The sequence below is a fragment of the Helicobacter sp. MIT 14-3879 genome (genome assembly GCF_003364125.1).
Genome location: NZ_NXLP01000013.1, coordinates 1 through 20,498, shown reverse-complemented (window position 1 = coordinate 20,498; position 20,498 = coordinate 1). Strand labels below are relative to the sequence as shown.

The 20,498-nt window shown below is 28.1% G+C and carries 14 protein-coding genes, 1 tRNA gene and 1 pseudogene; 12 read left to right on the top strand and 4 right to left on the bottom strand.

Annotated elements, in window-relative coordinates:
* From CQA44_RS07555 to CQA44_RS07545, 3 genes are read right to left on the bottom strand one after another with little or no spacing between them, the layout of a single operon-like run.
* A complete protein-coding gene (locus CQA44_RS07555) occupies positions 1–972 on the bottom strand; it encodes an HlyD family secretion protein (protein ID WP_115546666.1) in 972 nt (323 codons plus the stop codon).
* A gap of 10 nt (positions 973–982) precedes the next feature.
* Complete coding sequence (locus CQA44_RS07550) at positions 983–2,362, bottom strand: TolC family protein (protein WP_115546665.1); 1,380 nt, start codon at positions 2,360–2,362, stop codon at positions 983–985.
* Positions 2,363–2,364: 2 nt separating this feature from the next.
* Positions 2,365–2,676, bottom strand: coding sequence for a rhodanese-like domain-containing protein (locus CQA44_RS07545; RefSeq protein WP_115546664.1), 312 nt, complete (start codon positions 2,674–2,676; stop codon positions 2,365–2,367).
* Between the two features lie 168 nt (positions 2,677–2,844).
* Here CQA44_RS07545 and CQA44_RS07540 point away from each other — a divergent pair, with 168 nt between their 5' ends.
* From CQA44_RS07540 to CQA44_RS07520, 5 genes are all read left to right on the top strand, one after another.
* Positions 2,845–3,858 carry a methionine ABC transporter ATP-binding protein gene (locus CQA44_RS07540; protein ID WP_181881826.1) on the top strand — a complete coding sequence of 338 codons (1,014 nt, stop codon included), beginning with the start codon at positions 2,845–2,847 and terminating at the stop codon, positions 3,856–3,858.
* Between the two features lie 104 nt (positions 3,859–3,962).
* Positions 3,963–4,562 carry a methionine ABC transporter permease gene (locus CQA44_RS07535; protein ID WP_258864940.1) on the top strand — a complete coding sequence of 200 codons (600 nt, stop codon included), beginning with the start codon at positions 3,963–3,965 and terminating at the stop codon, positions 4,560–4,562.
* 23 nt (positions 4,563–4,585) lie between these two features.
* Positions 4,586–5,368, top strand: a complete 783-nt coding sequence (locus tag CQA44_RS07530) for a MetQ/NlpA family ABC transporter substrate-binding protein (RefSeq protein ID WP_115546661.1) — start codon at positions 4,586–4,588, stop codon at positions 5,366–5,368.
* A gap of 10 nt (positions 5,369–5,378) precedes the next feature.
* On the top strand, positions 5,379–6,182 hold the full coding sequence (locus tag CQA44_RS07525; RefSeq protein WP_115546660.1) for a MetQ/NlpA family ABC transporter substrate-binding protein: 804 nt from the start codon (positions 5,379–5,381) through the stop codon (positions 6,180–6,182).
* Between the two features lie 99 nt (positions 6,183–6,281).
* Positions 6,282–7,655, top strand: a complete 1,374-nt coding sequence (locus CQA44_RS07520; RefSeq protein ID WP_115546659.1) for a cation:dicarboxylate symporter family transporter — start codon at positions 6,282–6,284, stop codon at positions 7,653–7,655.
* An 11-nt stretch (positions 7,656–7,666) separates the two neighbouring features.
* Here the strand turns inward: CQA44_RS07520 and CQA44_RS07515 are convergent, their stop codons facing one another.
* Positions 7,667–8,206, bottom strand: a complete 540-nt coding sequence (locus CQA44_RS07515) for a ribonuclease HII (RefSeq protein ID WP_115546658.1) — start codon at positions 8,204–8,206, stop codon at positions 7,667–7,669.
* Between the two features lie 95 nt (positions 8,207–8,301).
* Here CQA44_RS07515 and CQA44_RS07510 point away from each other — a divergent pair.
* The 7 genes and pseudogenes from CQA44_RS07510 to CQA44_RS07480 all read left to right on the top strand — a co-directional run.
* Positions 8,302–8,379: transfer RNA gene (locus tag CQA44_RS07510), tRNA-Pro, on the top strand.
* Positions 8,380–8,543: 164 nt separating this feature from the next.
* On the top strand, positions 8,544–9,992 hold the full coding sequence (locus CQA44_RS07505) for a catalase (RefSeq protein WP_115546657.1): 1,449 nt from the start codon (positions 8,544–8,546) through the stop codon (positions 9,990–9,992).
* Between the two features lie 119 nt (positions 9,993–10,111).
* Entirely contained in the window at positions 10,112–11,206 is a 1,095-nt protein-coding gene (locus tag CQA44_RS07500) for a DegT/DnrJ/EryC1/StrS aminotransferase family protein (protein ID WP_115546656.1), read from the top strand.
* A gap of 3 nt (positions 11,207–11,209) precedes the next feature.
* Positions 11,210–12,085 (top strand): Gfo/Idh/MocA family protein, encoded by an 876-nt coding sequence (locus CQA44_RS07495; RefSeq protein WP_258864937.1) that lies wholly within the window; start codon positions 11,210–11,212, stop codon positions 12,083–12,085.
* A gap of 9 nt (positions 12,086–12,094) precedes the next feature.
* Entirely contained in the window at positions 12,095–15,352 is a 3,258-nt protein-coding gene (locus CQA44_RS07490; RefSeq protein WP_115546655.1) for a helicase-related protein, read from the top strand.
* A 2-nt stretch (positions 15,353–15,354) separates the two neighbouring features.
* Entirely contained in the window at positions 15,355–19,881 is a 4,527-nt protein-coding gene (locus CQA44_RS07485; RefSeq protein ID WP_115546654.1) for an Eco57I restriction-modification methylase domain-containing protein, read from the top strand.
* A gap of 125 nt (positions 19,882–20,006) precedes the next feature.
* Positions 20,007–20,498, top strand: a pseudogene (locus CQA44_RS07480) (TaqI-like C-terminal specificity domain-containing protein); the annotation flags it as partial.

Genomic DNA, 20,498 nt, shown 5'->3' with positions numbered 1-20,498 from the left:
TTATTTGATTAACACACTCATACCAACTCTAATATCTGGTAGTTTTGTTAGAATATCAGCCTCTATTTCATAAGATTTCATATCATAACTATTTTTTTTATTTGCTGCTTTCCAAGTAGCAAATTCACCCATAGGAGATATATATTTGACTTTAAATTTCACATTTTTATCTATTGACGGGATAAAGGCTTCAAATTCAGTATTTAATTTAAAATCTTTTAATTTATCCTCTGTTATGCTAAATCTTAGATATGAATTATTAATATCTAATACTAATACCACAGGAAAACCACTGGGCGAAAGCTCGTTTTTATGTATTAATACATTACTAACCTCTCCATCTATTGGAGAAAATGCTTGAGTGTCTTTTGCATAAGATTCAACTTCACTTAGCATACCTTTTGCTGCTAATTCTTTTTGTTTAACGGCTTCTTTTGTTTCTTTTGTAGCTCCATCTAATGCTAGCTTGTATTGTTGATATGCTGTATTTTCATTAAATTTTGCATTTTTAAAATTGGTTTCTGCTTCATCTCTTTTTTGTAAGCTAACAACACCACTATTATAAAGATTCTGAACCCTATTGTATGTTTTCTCTGCTAATTCTGCCATAGTTTTAGCAGTCATATAAAGCTCTTTTGCTGAAGTAATAGTTTCTGTTCTAGCTCCTTTATCAGTCTCTACTCTTAGAGCTTTTGCACCCTCATAATTTGCCTTTGCTTGTGCAATTTTAGCCTCTAATTCCGGGCTATTTATTGTATAGGCTAAATCACCAGCTTTTATTAAATCACCTTTTTTAACAAATATATCATCAATTCTTCCAGCAACTTTTGAACTTATACTATATTGTGTTGCTTCAATTTGCCCTTGTATAAAGTCTTCTTTTGGAAGATGTGCTATATAAAAACTAATGGAAAGCCAAGTTAATATTGCTATCATTATTGCTGATATGCTAATAATTTTAAAAATTTTCATTTCTCTAATCCTAATTCATAAAATCAATAAAATTTTCTATATTATTGCTTATTGCATATAGTTTTGATAGAGCTATTATATATCTATATTGACTATTTTTAGATTCAATTTTTGCAAATGATAATTGATTTCTAGCATCATTTACTTGAGAGCTATTAACCATACCATTCATAAAAGCTTCTTCTTGTAATTTCAAGTTTTCTTGTGCTAACTCTATTGTTGAATCTAGCTCATAAAAAGAATGTTTTGCTGATAAAACCTCTTTATATGTGCTCTCAATTAATAATAAAATATCTTTTTGTGCTTGTTTATGTAAATAATCTACTTCATTTTGTGCAATTTTACTTGCTTGATATTTAAAGATTCTACCGCTAGGGCTAAGGATAGACAATTTTGCACCTATGCCTACATACCAACTTGGTATAGTTTTATTTAATAATGTTTTGTTATCTTTTATTACATAGCCCCCATAAAAGCCTATATTTGGCATAAAAGAGGCTAGTTCAATATTGCTTAATTCTTTTGTCTGTTCTTTTTTAATTTCAATACTCTTTATTGCTGGATAAGATGATAATGCTTGTTGTTGATAGGTCTGCAAAGGCTCTAAGTTTTTTTGACTAATTTTTAGCTCTGAAGTTAGATTAAGGTTTAAAATATTCCCATTTTCATCTAAAGATACATTTTTAGATATATTTTCATCTTGTATTATTGTTTTAAATCCTAATAGTGCAATATCAGCAGCATCTTTTGCCTGATTTGCTTTAGTTTTAGCTTTGTCGTATTCCACTTTTGCACTTAATCTCTCTAATTTTGCAATTTGTCCATTTTCCTCTAGCTTGATTGCATTCTCTAAATGTAATTTTGTTCCATTTTCTATATCTTTTAACGTTTTATAAACTTCTATACTTAATTTTAATCCATAATAAGATTTTATTAATTTTTCAAATAAATTTATTTTATTTAATTGTGCCACAAAATTAGCATCATCAATATTTAGTTTTGCTAGATTTATTGCAGATAGCCTTTTACCGCCTGTATATATTGGATACATAATGCTTATTATCCCAAACGCAAAGTGATTATTATTAAATTCAAGATTTAATGGAGGAATATTTATTGATGATATTGGAACATTAGGAATACTAACTTCAGGAATATCTATATTTAAATTTTTCTTTTCTATGTATGTATAATTTCCAATAATATCAATAGATGGTGCAAATAGCATATATGAAGCATCTTTTAGTTTGTGCATTTTTTCTATATTGCTATATGAGGCTTTTAGGCTATCATTGTTTAATAAAATCTTATTAAAAGATTCTTTTATATTTAAATCTTGTGCTAATATAAAACTAGAGAGTGTTATTAAAGACAAGAAATATTTTTTCATATTTATTCTTTATTGTAAAATACAATATCTATTCCAGATTTTACTACATCACTAAAATTTGCCTCTAAAAAATATATATTATCAATATTTTTTAATTCTTCTACAATTCCTCTTGCAGTTATTCCGTGATGACAATATAAAATTATATTTTTATCTTTATTTTCTTTTGCTATATATTCTATTCTTTGTGGAGATTCTATATTTATTGAGTTTTTAATATGGTCTATTAAAAAATATCCTTTGCTTCTGACATCAATTATTATGAAATCATTTATTTTTTCTTTAAATTCTTTTAAATTAACTGCTTTATTCATTTTTGTTAAACCTTAAATTTTGTAAGTAATATTTTTATATTCTAAATAATAAATATTTAAAAATATATAAAATATATAAAATTACAAATTTTTAAAAATACATATCAAAATTTTAAAAATTATGTTAATATTACAACTTTATTTTGATTTTTAAGGAGCTTATATTTCATTATGGTTAAGCTAAAAAATATAGATAAAATTTATCCAAATGGTTTTAGTGCATTAAAAAACATAAACCTAGATGTTAGTAATGGAGATATATATGGAATTATTGGCTTTAGTGGTGCTGGAAAAAGTACATTAATTCGTATTATTAATCTTTTAGAATCTCCAACAAATGGTGAAGTTATAGTAAATGGTAAAGATTTAAGCAAATTAAATAATAAAGAGTTAAGATTGCAAAGACAAAAAATAGGAATGATTTTTCAACATTTTAATTTATTAAGTTCAAGGAATGTATTTGGTAATGTTTCATTTGCACTAGAGATAGCAAAATGGGGAAAAGATAAAATAAAAACTAGAGTAGAGGAGCTTTTAGAGTTAGTTGGTCTTAGTGATAAGGCTAATTATTACCCAAGTCAGCTTTCAGGGGGGCAAAAGCAAAGAGTGGCAATTGCTAGGGCTTTAGCAAATCAGCCACATTTATTATTGTGTGATGAAGCTACAAGTGCTTTAGATACAAAAACTACAAAGTCAATTTTACATCTTATAAAAGATATTCAAAAAAAATTAAATCTTAGTGTTATTTTAATTACACATCAAATTGATGTTGTAAAAGAAGTTTGCAATAAAATGTGTGTAATAAGCAATGGAGAAATAGTAGAAAGTGGTAATGTAGAAGATGTTTTTTTAAATCCACAACAAGAGGTTACAAAAGAGTTAATTTCATTTATGCCTCCTACTAGAGATGACAATATAGTTGATTATTTAAAAGATAAGAGTAATGTTTATAAAATAATTTTTACAGGACCAAATGCCTATAATCCTTTAGTTAGTCAAATGGTCAAAAAATTTAATGTAGATGTAAATATTTTAAGTGGGAGCATTGATGAAATTATTGATAAAGAAGTAGGGCATTTAGTGATAAAAATATTAGGGGATCCTTTTATTATACAAGATTGCTTAAACTGGCTCATAGCACAGGGCGTAACAATACAAACTATAATTTTAAAGGATAAATAATGCTAGAAGGTTTAATTGAATTTATAAATATTATAATCAATCCACAAACTCCATTTAGTGAGATACTTAACTCTATTTTTAAACATTTGTTAGAAACCTTGTATATGGTTGGATTTTCTTGTTCTATTGCTGTTATTTTTGGGCTTCCTCTTGGAATCTTTCTTTGTATTACAAAAAGGCAGAATCTAACACCATCTCCAATATTAAATTTAATCTTAGGTGGAATAGTAAATATTATTCGCTCTTTTCCATTTATTATTTTAATAATTGTGCTTCTTCCGCTCTCAAGATTAATAATTGGCACTAGTATTGGTAGTTCTGCTGCAATAATACCTCTTAGTATTGCAGCTATTCCATTTATTGCTAGGCTTTTTGAGAGTGCTTTTGATGAAGTGGATAAAGGTTTAATTGAGGCAACAAAAAGTATGGGTGCTTCAAAATTTACTATAATAAAAATGATGATTGCAGAATCTATGCCTTCGTTGGTAAATGCTATTATAATTACAATTATAGGTGTTATTGGGTATTCTGCTATGGCAGGTGCGGTTGGGGCAGGGGGTATTGGGGATTTAGCAATGAGGATAGGGTATTATTCATATCGTGCAGATATTTTGATTTATTGCGTAATTGCAATTATATTATTAGTGCAAATTATTCAAACCATTGGTGATTTGATAGTTAAGTATTTAAGAAAACATAAATGATATTTATAAACAAGGAATACAAAATGAAGAAAATATTTTTTTATTTGTTTATTAGCTTTGTTTTATTATATGCAAAGCAGGATAAGCTAGTTGATTTAAAGGTTGGTGCTACTCCAGTTCCAGCAGCTGAAATTTTGGAGTTTGCAAAGCCACTTTTAGCAAAAGAGGGAATTAATCTAATTGTTCAAAGCTTTACAGATTATGTTACACCAGATGTAGCCTTAAATGAAGGTTCAAGTGATGCAAATATGTATCAACATAAACCGTTTTTAGAAAAAATGAATAAAGATAGAGGTATGAATCTTGTTGCTTTAAAACCTATTTATATTGTTCCTTTAGGATTTTATTCTAAAAAGTTTAAAACTTTAGATTCTATAAAAGATGGTTCTACAATAGCTCTTCCAAATGACCCTACTAATTATTCTAGAGCATTAATTTTACTTCACGATAATGGGCTTATTAAGTTAAAGGATTCTACTAATTTAAATGCAACAGAATTTGATATAGTTGATAATCCTAAAAAATTTAAGTTTCATCCTGTTGATGCAGCAATGTTACCTAAGATATTAGATGGTGTTGATAGTGCTGTTATTAATGCAAATTATGCTCTTCAAGCTGGTATGAGTATAAAAGAAGCATTTTTTTATGAGAATAATAAAAGTATATTTGTAAATATTCTTGCCACAAAAAAAGGTAATGAAAAAAATATAAATATTTTAAAATTACAAGAGATTTTATTAGGTAAAGAAGTAAGAGATTTTATATTAAAAAAATATAATGGCGAAATTGTGCCTATTTCAAAATAAAGGATAAAAAATGATAAAAAATATAACAAGTCTATTAATTATATTAGCATTTGTATTTATTGGATGTGGTGAAAATAATTCAGATAATCAAACAAAATTAGAGGTATTAAAGGTTGGTGCTTCTCCAACCCCACATGCAAAGATTCTATCAAACATTAAAGATGATTTGAAAAAAGAAGGAATTGATTTGCAAATTATTGAGTTTAGTGAGTATGTTACACCAAATATTGAGTTAAATGACGGCTTGCTTGATGCAAACTTCTATCAACATAAACCTTATTTAGATAAGATGATAGAAGAAAAGAATTTAAAACTAACACCTATTGCAAAGGTTCATATAGAACCATTAGGGTTTTATTCTAAAAAAATTAAAAATATTAAAGATTTAAAAGATGGCTCTACAATAGCTATCCCAAATGATCCTAGCAATGCTGGCAGAGCATTAATTTTATTACATAATAATGGGCTTATTAAACTAAAAGATCCTACCAATCTTTACTCAACAGAGCTTGATATAATAGATAATCCAAAAAAATTATCTATCAAACCTTTAGATTCAGCTATGTTGCCAAGAATTATTGATGATTTAGATGGTGCTATTATTAATGGTAATTTTGCTCTTCAAGCAAACTTTAGTGCAAAAGATGCTTTGATTATTGAAGATGAAAAATCACCTTATGCAAATATTTTAGTAGTAAGAGAAGTTGATATTAATAATCCAAAAGTATTAAAGCTTAAAGAAGCCCTAAATAGTGAAAAAACAAGAAAATTTTTAGAAGATACTTTTAAAGGTGAGCTTGTTCCAGCATTTTGATTTTTTAACCCTTATAGGGTTAAAAAATTTTACTTTAAAATATATTTAATATTTTTTATTTTATATTTTAAAGTAAAAATAATATTTAAGGAGTAAGTTTTGGATAGTAATTTTTTTTCAAACTTTCTAGTTTTTTCTAAATATCAAACATTAATTGGGATAATTATTTTATTAACTTGTTTTTATATATTAAAAAAATGTAAAGATAAAGGATTATCTTTTTCTATCCGAATGATTATTGGTTTAGTTATTGGCATTGTTTTTGGTGTTATTTTACAATATATTTCAAGCAAATTAGATTCTCAAACTATTTCGATAAAAGAGCTAAAAATTTGGCTTGGATTTGTAGGAAGCATTTTTATAGGGTTTATTAAAATGCTTGTTATACCTATTATTTTTATTTCTATTATTAAAGTTTTACTTGATATTGATAGGAAAATAAAAATTTTATCTTTATTAAAATATTCTATGTTTTGGATACTATTTAGTGTAGCAATTGCTGCTTTAATTGGTGTATCTTTAGCATATATATTTGATCTAGGATTAAATTCACAAAGCTTTGTAGGAGAGAAACAAATTAGAGAAGTATATGATATTTCTAATATTATTCTTGGATTAATACCAAGCAATATAATTGATGCAATGATTAAAAACAATATTGTTGCTATTGTTATTTTTGCTTTTTTCATTGGATTTGGTGGAGTTACATTGAGTAAAGTAGAATTTTTGAGTGATGAATATAAAACTTTTGAAAAATTAATTAATGCACTTCATTATATAGTTATGTCAATTACAAAGTTTGTTATATCTTTTATGCCTTATGCAATTGTTGCAATGATGGCTGAAGTTTTGCTCTCAAATGGTTTTAGTGCAATATGGTCTGCTATTAGTTTTATTTTATTAATTTATATTGCTATGATTCTTATGCTTATAGTAAATTTAATTTTAGTTTCATCAGTAGGGCTTAATCCATTTACTTTTTTAAAAAAATCATTTAGTGTATGGCTTTTTGCATTTAGCTCTCGTTCATCTGTTGCCACATTGCCTTTTACCATAGAAACTTTACAAAATAAATTAGGAGTTAGTGGAAGTGTTGCAAATTTTGTAGCCTCCATTGGAACTACTATTGGACTTCAAGGTTGTGCTGGATATTTTCCTGCCATGGTTGCTATTTTTATTGCATATAATATTGGGTATCAAATAGATTTAAGTTTTATTATAACCATAGTAATGATTGCTATCATTGGCTCACTTGGTATTGCAGGAATACCCGGTAGTGCTACTATTGCAGCGTCTATTATGCTAACAGGGTTAGGTTTTAGTGAATATTTTACTTTGCTTAGTATAGTTTTAGCAATAGACCCAATTATTGATATGGCAAGGACATTCAGCAATGTATCTGGTGCTATGATGGCTTCAGTTTGCACAGATAAGGGGTTAAAAACGCTAAATATTGATAAATACAATACTTAAGAATCTCGAAATTAGCGGATATTAAAACTTTTTCTGTGTATTTGCGAAAGAGAGTGAATTTTAATTAATTCAATATGTTCTTTTGTCCCATAACCTTTATTTTTAGCTAATTTGTATTGAGGATATATTTTATCTAGCTCATCACTCTCTTTATCTTTTAGACTTTTTGCAATAATACTAGCAAGTGATATTTGCTTAATTAAGTTATCTCCTTTTACTAAACATTCTATACCATTAACCTTAAAGTTAGTGTTTCCATCAAATATATATTTATTAGCAAAAAGATTTGATTTGATTTTTATTAGAGCATTTCGCATACATTTACTAATTCCATTTAAATCTATTTTATTTGCATTAAAGCTAACTACAAAATGTTTAATTTCTAATTTCATTGCAATATTATAAATGTTATCTCTTTTTATTCTTGTTAATTTTTTACTATCAGTAAGATTTTCTATTTTATCTAAAATTAAATCTTCACATACAACACCACATACAAATAAACTTCCAGCAAGGCAACCCCTGCCAGCTTCATCTATACCGCATATCATTTTATTCCTTATATATTTTTAAATAGTTTATCAAAATATAAATTTAACTTTTGTTATAATTTCTTTCTTAAAATATTCTTTTATTCTTTAAAAAGCGGAGTATAGCGCAGCCTGATTAGCGCACACCCTTGGGGTGGGTGAGGTCGTGGGTTTGAATCCCGCTACTCCGACCATTCAATTCTAGTTATTATCACACTCTATTTAAACATAATTAATTTAATATGTTGCATAAAAGTTATATTTTATAATTTCTTAAATAATAATTTTTATTATTTGATAAAAATTAAAAAAATAATTATATAATACTCATCTATTCTAAAATAATTAAGGAGTAAAAATGAAAAACTTAAAAATAACAAATGCTGTTGGAGCACCTGTCAGTAATAATCAAAATTCACAGACAATGGGTCCAAAGGGTCCTATGTTATTGCAAAATGTTTGGTTTTTGGAAAAATTAGCACATTTTGATAGAGAAAGAATCCCAGAAAGAGTAGTTCATGCTAAAGGTAGTGCTGCTTATGGTAAGCTTACTATAACTCATGATATTAGTAAGTATTCAAAAGCAAAGGTATTTAAAGTTGGTAAAGAAACACCTTGTCTTTTAAGGTTTTCAACCGTTGCAGGTGAAAGAGGTGCAGCAGATGCTGAAAGAGATGTTAGAGGATTTGCTCTTAAATTCTACACAGAAGAAGGAAATTGGGATTTGGTAGGAAATAATACACCTGTATTTTTTGTTAGAGATCCTTTAAAATTCCCAGATTTTATACACACACAAAAAAGAGACCCTAAAACAAACTTAAGAAGTGCTATTGCAGCTTGGGATTTTTGGAGTTTGCACCCAGAATCACTACATCAAGTTACAATTTTGATGAGTGATAGAGGATTGCCTAAAAATTATCGTCAAATGCACGGATTTGGAAGCCATACTTATAGCCTTATTAATGCAAATAATGAAAGATTTTGGGTTAAATTTCATTTTAAATCAATGCAGGGTATAGAAAATTATACAGATGAAGAAGCGGCAAAAGTAGTTGGAAGTGATAGAGAATCTGCACAAAGAGATTTATTTGAAAATATAGAAAAAGGCAATTTTCCAAAATGGAGATTTTGTATTCAAATAATGCCAGAAGCCGAAGCTAAGACTTGTGGATTTCATCCATTTGATTTAACTAAAATTTGGAGTCATAAAAAATATCCATTAATTGAAGTTGGCATCTTAGAGTTAAATAAAAATCCAGAAAATTATTTTGCAGAAGTAGAGCAAGCAGCATTTAACCCAGCTAATGTAGTTCCCGGAATTGGATTTAGTCCAGATAGAATGCTACAAGGAAGATTATTTAGCTATGGCGATACTCAAAGATATAGATTAGGTGTTAATCATACTCAACTTCCTGTAAATGCTCCAAAATGTGCATATCATAATACAAGTAGAGATGGATTTATGCAAAATGGCAATTATGGGGGGATATTAAATTATCAGCCAAGTTCACTTGATGGTTATGAAGAAGAAAGTGGTATAGAGGAGCCAGCATTTGATATTTCTCATATTCAAGATGAAGCAACTATTGCAGCACATTTTAATTTTAGAGATTATGATGATGACTACTATACACAAGCAGGAGATTTATATAGGCTTATGAGTGATGAGCAAAAAGAGGTTTTATGTCAAAATATAAAAAGAGCAATGGAAGGAGTTCCTGTAAATATCAAGAAAAAGCAAATAGAACACTTTAAAAAAGCTGATTTAGCATATGGAAAAAGAGTAGAAGAATTAGTTTTATCATAATTTTTTTTAAGAATCTTTAAGAGATTCTTAAATAAGTTATATTTAATTACATTTAGTAATTGATAAAATTTAAGAATAATTAAACTATAATCCTAAAATCTTAAAAATTAAGGTTTGAAATGGATGATTTTCCTTTTATAGACTTAAAAGCTCAATATGAAACCTATAAAGAAGAAATTGATTTAGCAATTAGAGAGGTAATAGAGAGCACTTCTTTTATTGGCGGTAAAAAATTAATTGAATTTGAAAGAAATCTTGCAAATTATGTAGGAGTAAAAGAAGCTGTGGGTTGTTCAAGTGGAACTTCTGCTTTACTTTTAGCATTAATGGCATTAGGGATAAAAGAGGATGATGAAGTGATTGTTCCATCATTTACATTTATTGCTACCGCTGAAATGGTTAGTTTATTAAAAGCTAGACCTGTATTTGCTGATATAAATTTATTTGATTATAACATTGATATTAATAGTATTGAATGTTTAGTTAATGATAAAACTAAAGCAATTATTGCTGTTAGTATGTTTGGTCAAATGCCTGATTTAGAGACTTTAAGTAAATTTTGTAATGATAAAAATATAGCATTAATTGAGGATGGGGCACAGAGTTTTGGAGCTAATCAAAATGGTAAAAAATCTTGTTCAATTGCACAAATATCTTGCACTAGTTTTTTCCCTTCCAAACCATTAGGAGCTTATGGTGATGCTGGGGCAGTTTTTAGTGATGATGAAAATATTGCAAATTTAGTTAGGACATATCTTAATCACGGACAAATAGAGCGATACAAGCATAAGTTAATAGGTTTTAATGGAAGGCTTGATACAATACAAGCAGCAATTTTAAATGTAAAATTAAAGTATCTTAATAAAGAGATTGAAAAAAGATGTCAAATTGCAGATTTTTATAATAAGAATTTAAAAAATGTTATTTTGCCACAACTTAAGGAAGGTTTTACAAGTGTTTATGCACAATACTCAATAAGAGTAAAAAATAGAGATGATGTTATTAGGGTATTAGATTCTAAAGGGATTCCAAGTGCAATACACTATCCTTTAGGGTTACACTTACAAGAAGCATTTTTAGATTATAATACAATCTCACTTCCAAACACTGAATTATTAAGCAAAGAAATATTATCACTTCCTATGAGTGCATTTTTAAAGCAAAGCCATCAAGAAATAGTAATTGAAACAATAAATAATATTGCAAGAATTTAGCCATTGAATAATATAGCATTAAATATCGGCATAGCTGGTATAGGCAAAATGGGACAAAATCACTTAAGAGAGCTTGAAAAAAATAATTTATTTAATATAGTTGGACTTTATGATTTACATAAAAAAGAGAATATAAATTATCCTTTTTTTAATAATATTAATGAATTTTTAAATTTAAATTTAGATGTAGTTATTATTGCCACACCTACAATATCTCACTTAAATGTAGCAAAAAAGATTTTACAAAAAATAAGAGTAGTGCTAATTGAAAAGCCTTTAGCTATGAATTTAAAAGAAATGCTAGAGATTAAAGCTTTATCAAAAAAATATGGAAGTTTAGTTGGAGTTGGTTTTAGTGAGAGATTTAACCCAAGTATATTAGAGCTTAAAAATATTTTAAAGAAGAAAGAGATTATTAGTATAAATATAAATAGATATTCTCCATATCCATCTAGGATTAGTGATGTTGGCATTATACAGGATTTAAGCGTCCATGATATCGACTTAATTTCATTTTTGAGTAATAGGTGTATTACAAATTCATTTTTAATTAAAAGAAATATTTATGATAAACAAAGAGAAGATGAAGTAATGATAACATGTGAGTTAGAAAATATTATTGCAAATATTCATCAAAGTTGGAATGTAAAAGATAGGTATAGAAATATTGTTGTTATATGTAAAGATTGTGTTTTTGAAGCAGATTTGATAAACTTTACTTTAAAACAAAATGGAAATTCTATTTTACTTAATCAAACAAGTCCTTTAAATAATGAACACAATGCTTTATATTCTCTAGCAAAAGATTCTAGATTTGGTAATATGGCAGATATAAATTGTGCAATAAATGTTGAAAAAATAATATGTAAATATCATTAAGGAGATAAAATGCAAAATCAAATAAATGGGGGGGGGGAATCACTTCCAAGACCCCGTAAGCTTCTAAATTCAAAATTTACAACTAACACAGGGAATAATACACTAAAAAATAAACTTTCTTTAATATTAAAAGATTCAAATATAAGAAATCTTGATTTTCTAGTTGGTTTCTTATCAATAAGTGGTTTTAACAATTTAAGCACTATTATAAAAGATTTTTCTTTATATAAAATAAGAATATTAGTAGGAATGGAAATAGATGATATTCTTAGTATTTTAGCTTCAAAGAATCTAGACCCAAAATATAATATTGATTATTTTAAAGAGAAATTTATAGATTCTCTTTCAAATATAATAAATGATGATTATAGAAAAGATATTCAAGATTCTATTGAAGTTTTTTTAAGAGAGTTAAAAGAAAGTAGGATTAGTCTAAGGGCAGTAAGAGAAAAAAATGTTCATGCTAAATTTTACATTCTCTCACAAAATCCAAATTTCGATTATTCAAGCAATTCTTATCGTTATAATGGCTCACTTATAGTTGGAAGCTCTAATTTAAGCGATAATGGTTGGGAGAGAAACTTTGAAGTAAATATTGAAAATAATAATAGTGATGATATAGAAACTGCACTAGCACATTTTGAAGAGCTTTGGGAAAAATCAATAGAAATAACCCCTAAAGAAATATTAAAAAGCATAGAAAATACATATCTTAGAAATACAGAATTAAAAGATTTATATTATAAGCTTTTATTTGAGTATTTTGGAGAGGATTATTTTAAAAACTATGGGATACAATCATATTTTCCATCAAATTATAAACCTCTGGAATATCAAATACAAGCAATAAATCAAGGTATTAAAAAGCTAAAAAAATATAATGGTTTTTTTCTATCAGATGTTGTTGGATTAGGTAAAACATTAATTTCTTCTATAATTGCAAGCTATCTTCAAAAAAATGATAAATTACAAGGAAAGATATTAATAACTTGTCCTCCAGCTTTAAAAGAAAATTGGGAAGATCACTTTAAAAAAATACTAGATTTAGGAACTTCAAAATTTACAATTCAAACTCACGATAGCCTTAATAAGATTGATGATGTAGAAGAATATGAAATGATTATTGTAGATGAAGCACATCGTTTTAGAACTAATACAACAAAGAAATATAAATCACTTCAAAAAATAACTAAAGCTAATTCTAAATATATAAAAAAAGTAATTTTAATTTCTGCCACACCACAAAATAATATTCCAAAAGATATTGAAAATCAAGTTTATCTATTTTGCGATAAAAACAGCTCCATAGAAGGGGTAGCAAATCTATCAAAACTATTTGCCACAATTAATAAGGAATATAAACAAATTTCAGGCGATGATAATAGACTAGAATCTATATCTAATCAACTAAAAGACAAAATATTAAAACATATTATGATTAGAAGAACAAGGGCTGATGTTAAAGAGCTTTTTTCTAAAGATTTAGAAATGCAAAATATTAAATTTCCAAAAATAAACAAACCACAAACATCTAGCTATGAATTAGATAAAACAACTTATGCTCTAGCTAAGGAAACTCTCAATCTTCTTGATAATCAAAAAAGCAAGTTAGGAGAATATGGTTATTACAGATACCTTGTATTCCCAAATCTTACACAAGAAGGTAAGCAAAAATTTATGCAATCATATAAGAAAAATAAAAATAATGCAGAATTCTACGATCAAACAGCAGATAGATTAAAAGGCTTGATGAAAGCCTTACTTTTTAAAAGATTTGAATCAAGCATAGAGGCATTTAAAAAAACATTAAATATGCAGTTAAAATCAATAGAGACTTTTATAAAAATGTTTGATAGAGAAGAAATCTATATTCCTAAAAATAATTTTAATGATTTAAGTGGTTTTTATGATGCAATAGATTCTGAAAATGATGATACTATTGAAGAGTTTATATCTGCCAAAGATGGTAAATTTATAACCATTCATTCTAGTGATTTTATAAATGAATATAAAGATTATTTAAAAAGTGATTTAGAAGTTTTAAAAGAGCTTATTAAAAAGTGGAAAGATGTAAAATATGATTCTAAACTAGAGGCTTTAAAAGAGTTTTTATCACAAAATCAAAATAAAAAAATAATCATTTTCACAGAAGCCAAAACAACAGCATTATATTTAGAATCTAATCTTATAGATTATAAGGCACTACAAGTAAATGCAGAAAATAGAAAGAGACTAGCTAGTGTGGTTAAAGAAAATTTTGATGCCTCTTTGTCTAAGCACGAGCAAAAAAATAATTATGATGTTTTAATCTCCACAGATACTCTAGCAGAGGGTGTAAATCTACATCGCTCAAACATAGTTATAAATTACGATAGCCCTTGGAATGCAACTAAACTTATGCAAAGAATAGGCAGAATTAATCGTATTGGAACAAGTTTTAAAGAAATATTTATTCATAACTTTAAGCCTAGTGTTTTAGGAGAATCAATCTTAAATCTTAATAAAGCTATTTCTAAAAAGCTTCAAAGCTTTCATCATACTTTGGGTGAAGATTCTGCAATATATCAAGATGATGAGATAGTTCAAAGTCAAAAATTATTTGAAATAGAGAATGAAAAAAGCTCACAAACAGAATTTGAAAAAGATTTTAAAGAATTTTTAGAAAATAAAGAGTATGTTAAGAGGATTAAAAATCTCCCCCCTAAAATAAGAAGTTTTGCAATTACACAAGAAGATAGCACTTATGTTTATGTTAAACAATTTAAAAATACACAACAAGAATATAACGACTTTTTTTATCTAATTAAACATAATGAACAAAATATTATTGATAATATAGAAGAATCTAGCTTTGAGGCAATGGCTAAAGCCCTTAAAGAGCTAATAAATAAAGGTTTATATTATCCAAATGAATGGCAAAAAAGTCTGCATTATTCTTATATAGATGAGGTTTTAAAATACCACAAAGAAAGTTTTAAAATTAAAAAAGAGCCTATTAAATTATCAAATGAAGATTTTAAAGCAAAATCAAAAATTAAAAATGAGCTAGATTCTAAGCTTAGTCAAAATGAAAAAGATAGTTTAATAAATTGTTTAGAAAATGGCACATACTCTGCTCTTGGTAAAGAAATAATAAAAGCAAAGACAAGAGAGGATTATGAAAATATACTAAATTCATATAAAGCCTCCACTCCTAAAGAAGAAACTTATTCTTCACTATTAGAACCACAATTAGAACTTAGCTTAACTACATTTAAAAAGGATTAACTATGCAAGTAATTCAAGAATTCACAACCAACTCTTATGATTATGATCGTTTTGTAAATTTTGTAATTAAATGTTTTGGAGAAAATATAGGAATAAAGCAAAAAAATCCTATTTCATATAAAGATAAAATAATACTATCCTACACTCAAATATGCGAACATATAAAATTAGAATCAAGCAAGAAATTAGGAGTTTTTTCAATCAATACTGATAGCTTAGGAGCAAAAATCGCACTTCATAATGAATTAAAAGAATTTATAAAAACCCATAATATAGAGTTTATCCTAGCTTGTTTTTATAATACAAAAGAAGAGCAAAATTTTAGATTAAGCCTAATTAGCACAGACTATGATTTTAAAGTTAATAAAGTCATATATAATAATTTTAAAAGACAAAGCTTTGTATTAGGAAAAGAAGCTAAAGTAAAAACAGCACAAACCCAACTTACAAATCTAATCGATGCTAAAACTACACAAAACTTACAAGATGCTTTTGCACTAGAGCCAATAACAAAGGAGTTTTACAAAGAGTATGAAAGACTCTTTATAGAAATTACAGATAAATTAAATATTATAGGAAATGTATTTACAAATTATAATGGTTTAGATTCAAAAAAAGCAATTAGTGCTTTTGTCAAAAAGCTTTTAGGGAGAATTGTATTTTTATACTTTTTACAAAAAAAGGGTTGGCTAGGTGTGCCTAGAGATAAAGAATATGGAAGTGGAGATAAAAACTTTCTATATACTATTTTTGAAAAATCCAAAAAAGAAAATAAAAATTTCTATGAAAACTATCTTTGTAAATTATTTTTTGAGACATTAAATACAAAAAGAGAGGATGACTACTCTAATACCTTTGAATGTAAGATTCCCTTTTTAAATGGAGGGCTTTTTGAGAAAAATGAAATAGAAAGTGACTTTAGAATATCCCAGATTCTTAATAATGTAGTTTTTGAGGAAATTTTTGGATTTTTTAATACCTATAATTTCACAATAGAAGAATCCACTCCAGATGATGTAGAAATATCCATAGACCCAGAAATGCTAGGTAAGATTTTTGAAAATCTAATAGATTATAATAAATCTAGTGGAGCATATTACACAAGGAGGGGGATTGTGCATTTTATGTGTAAAAATTCCCTAGTCCAAACTCTTTTAAACTCATTTCCAAATAATTATGAAGAAATTAATAATTTTGTATTTTTACATCAAACAGATAATGACTTTATTAAAAATAATGCAATAGAAATTCAAAATATTATAAAAAACCTAAAAATACTAGATAATTCAGTTGGTTCAGGTGCATTTCCTATGGGAATGCTACATGAAATATTAGCCTTACTCCAATCACTAGATAAGACAATGTCAGATATAAAAAGAGCAGAGCTTAAAAGAAGCTTAATAGAAAATTCAATTTATGGTGTGGATATTGATGCAGATGCAATAGAAATAGCAAAGCTTCGCTTTTGGCTCTCTATCGCTGTAGAAGAGACCTCTCCAAGACCACTTCCAAACCTAGATTTTAAGCTTATGCAGGGTAATTCACTACTAGAGCGTATTTGTGAAATAGATGTTATTGCTAATAATTCTAAAATCAACGAACAATTAAATCTTTTAAATGAGAGAGATAGTAAATCTTCGCTTTTTAGCAATGCTCAATCTAACAAGCTCCAAGAATTATTTTCAAACTACTATAAAGCAAATTCTCCCTCTCTAAAATCACAAATTAAAGATAAGATTTTATATATTATGGATTCTGCCTTTAAAATGCGTATAACATATATTGATGAGCTTATATTAGGAGAGAGGCTTAGTCTAAAAACTAAGCCCAAAGAAAAAGCTAAGCAAATGAAGAAAATACTAAATTATGAAACTTTTAAAAATGAGCTAGAAACTCTTCATAAAGACTATTTAAACAATAATTTTCATACCAATAAAATTTTCTTATATAAATTCTTCTTTGCCCCTGTATTTAGCAATAATGGCTTTGATATAGTAATAGGAAATCCACCTTATATACGCCAAGAAGATATACAAAATAAAGATATGATAAAGAAAGAATTTGGTTCATTTTATAATGGAAAAGCAGATATATTTACATATTTTTTTAAAAAAGGCATAGATTTACTTAAACCAAATGGCATTTTAAATCTAATCACTTCTAATAAATGGAGCAGAGGAGGGTATGGTGAAAATCTAAGAGAATATTTATTAAAAAATACACAGATTCTAAACTATATTGATTTAAATGGTATCAAGGCTTTTAATGCCACTGTTGATACATCAATCATAACTATTAAAAAACTACTAGAAGAATATAAAACAATAAATTACCTTAATCTAGCAAAGTCTTTAGAGCAAAGCAAATTTAAAGCAGAAGATATACTTGATTCATCTATTAATTTCTTTAATATTTATAAGAATGATATTTTTGCTTTACCTAAAGATTCTCTAGATAAAGAAACTTTTGTTTTCCTTAATGCTAAAGAACTAGCCCTAAAAGAAAAGATTAAGAGCATTGGCACGCCGCTAAAAGATTGGGATATTAATATTTATCGTGGAATCGTAACAGGCTATAATGAAGCCTTTATTATCGACACCAAAAAGAGGGAGGAGATTTTAGAATGCTGTGATGATAGTGAATTAAGCCTAAAGCCCTATCCTTTGAGTGAGTATGATGAGAATTTGAATATTCACAACCCACCCCCTAGCCCCCTCCGCAAGGGAGGGGGGAGAATCTCTTGTCATTCTAAAGGAGGGCAAAGCGAAGAATCTCATAAAGATTCTGCCACCTGTCATTTTGAACCTGCCCTAGCAGGTGAAGAATCTCTTAGAGATTCCTCTCCCTATCTTTTTGAATCTTACTATTTAGATTCTAAGAGATGTTTCGCTTTCCCTAAACAAGACAAAGGAATTCTTCAACAAGACAAAACTTGTCATTCTGAACCTGCTTTAGCAGGTGAAGAATCTCATCTTAAGCAAAGTGAAGAATCTATTCTTACAGATTCTAAAATCAATAAAATAGACTTTGAAAACAATACAATTTTACTTACAGAGAGGCAACGCACCGCTCAAATCATTAAGCCAATTTTGCGAGGACAAGATATAAAAAGATATAGTTATAAATGGGCAGGGTTGTGGATAATAGGAACTTTCCCAGCACTAAAACTTGATATTGAAGATTATCCAGCAGTAAAAAACTATCTTGCAACTTTTGGCAAACGACTTGAACAAAGCGGTGAAAAAGGTTGTAGATCAAAGAATAGTAATAAATGGTTTGAAACACAGGCTAGTATTGCATATTACAAAGATTTTGCCAAACCTAAGATTGTATGGAATCCTGTAAGCGGGGAATACTTCTTTAGCTATATTAAAGAAATGATGTATTTTAATAATTCTTTGTTTATGATAACAAAAAAAGAGAATTTAGACTCCACCTCTTTTGCAGATAGGGAGATTTTAGATTCCCTCTCCCCAAATCCCGCAAGGGGAGGGGCTAAAGGCACTAATCTTTCTAGTATAAATTTTCAACTTTCCCCCTCCCTTGCGGAGGGGGATAAAGGGGGCGGGTCAAAATCCCCAAGCCACCGCTACTTAGTCCCTTATATGAAAGAATTCAGCAGAACACTACGCAAAAGTCCAACACAATCAGAATCTAAACTTTGGCAGGAATTAAGGAATAAAAAATTAGATGTTAGCTTTAGGAGACAATTTGTGATAGATTCTAAATATATTGCTGATTTTGTGTGTTTAGAAAAACGATTAATTATAGAATGTGATGGAGGGCAACATAATGGTAATTTTAAAGATATAGAACGAGATTTTTATTTAGAATCGCAAAATTTTAGAATCTTGCGTTTTTGGAATAATGAAATTATGGAAAATTTAGAAGGTGTGATTTGTAAAATCAAAGAAGTGTTAGAAATTTTAAATACCCACCCCCTAACCCCTCCGCAAGAGAGGGGAGAATCTCTTGTTACCACCCCTGCAAGAGATGAGGGACAAGGAATGAGGATACCCTCTACAAAAGGAGAGGGAACAAATGCTAGCGATGACTTCTTGCTCTATATTTTAGGCTGTATGAATTCTACGCTTTATCGTTGGCTGATTACACAAATCACAAATCTAATTGATGAGGGTAAATACGCCTATGGGGCAAAAGACAAGCTAGAAAAGCTCCCAATTCCAAAGATTAGCAAAAAGCAAGAATTAGAGTTTGTAGATATTGTGCAGCAAATTATAGAAGCTAAAAGAGATGTTTCTGGCTTAAGCCCTCAAGCTGACAATAAGCTTTGTCATTCTGAACCCTCTTTAGAGGGTGAAGAATCTAGCTGCCTTTGTCATACTGAAGCGATAGCTGAAGTATCTGATTCAAAAAGAGATGTTTCGCTAAACGCTAAAGCTGACAAAGCCAACACAAGCGATTTAGAATCTCGCCTACAAGAACTAGAAAAACTTTTAGATTCTAAAGTCTTTGCACTTTATAATTTAAGCAAAGAGGAAGTAGAAATTATAAATAGGGGGGGGTAGAGTATAAAATTGCCTTGCTCCTTATTGCTAGTGTTGATTCAAAATTGCTTGTTTTGGTGGAATTGCTATGTGAAAATTTTGAGCCTCTTTTAAAAGAGGCTTTTAGATTCTGCGAGGGGTTGAAAGTGCCTAGTGTGCAAAATCAAGCAAAGATTTCGTGGCAAAGGGTTACACAAGAGCCTAGCTTCATCATAGAATCTGATTTTTATTTGCTTGATTCTATGGCGTTTTTGACACATTATTCTTTGAGTGAATTACATTATCTTTTAGGCTTTTTGAACTCAAAAGCAATTTTTTATTATTTTAAACATATTGGGCATTTGTATTCTGACAAAGGATTTTTACTCTCAAATCAATATGTAGAGAGATTCCCCATTCCAAAGACTTCTAGTATTAACCCGCAAATCCATAATGACATTATGGATTGTGTAGCAGAAATTTTAAAGCTTAAAAAGCAAGATTCCTTGAGTGATACAAAAGAGCTAGAAAATCATTTAGATTTTTTGATTTATCAAATCTATGATTTAAATGATGAGGAAATTAATTTAATAGAATCTGAATTTGCTAATAGGGGGGGGGTAATTGAGAATATCTATCATTTACTAGAATCTTTTATG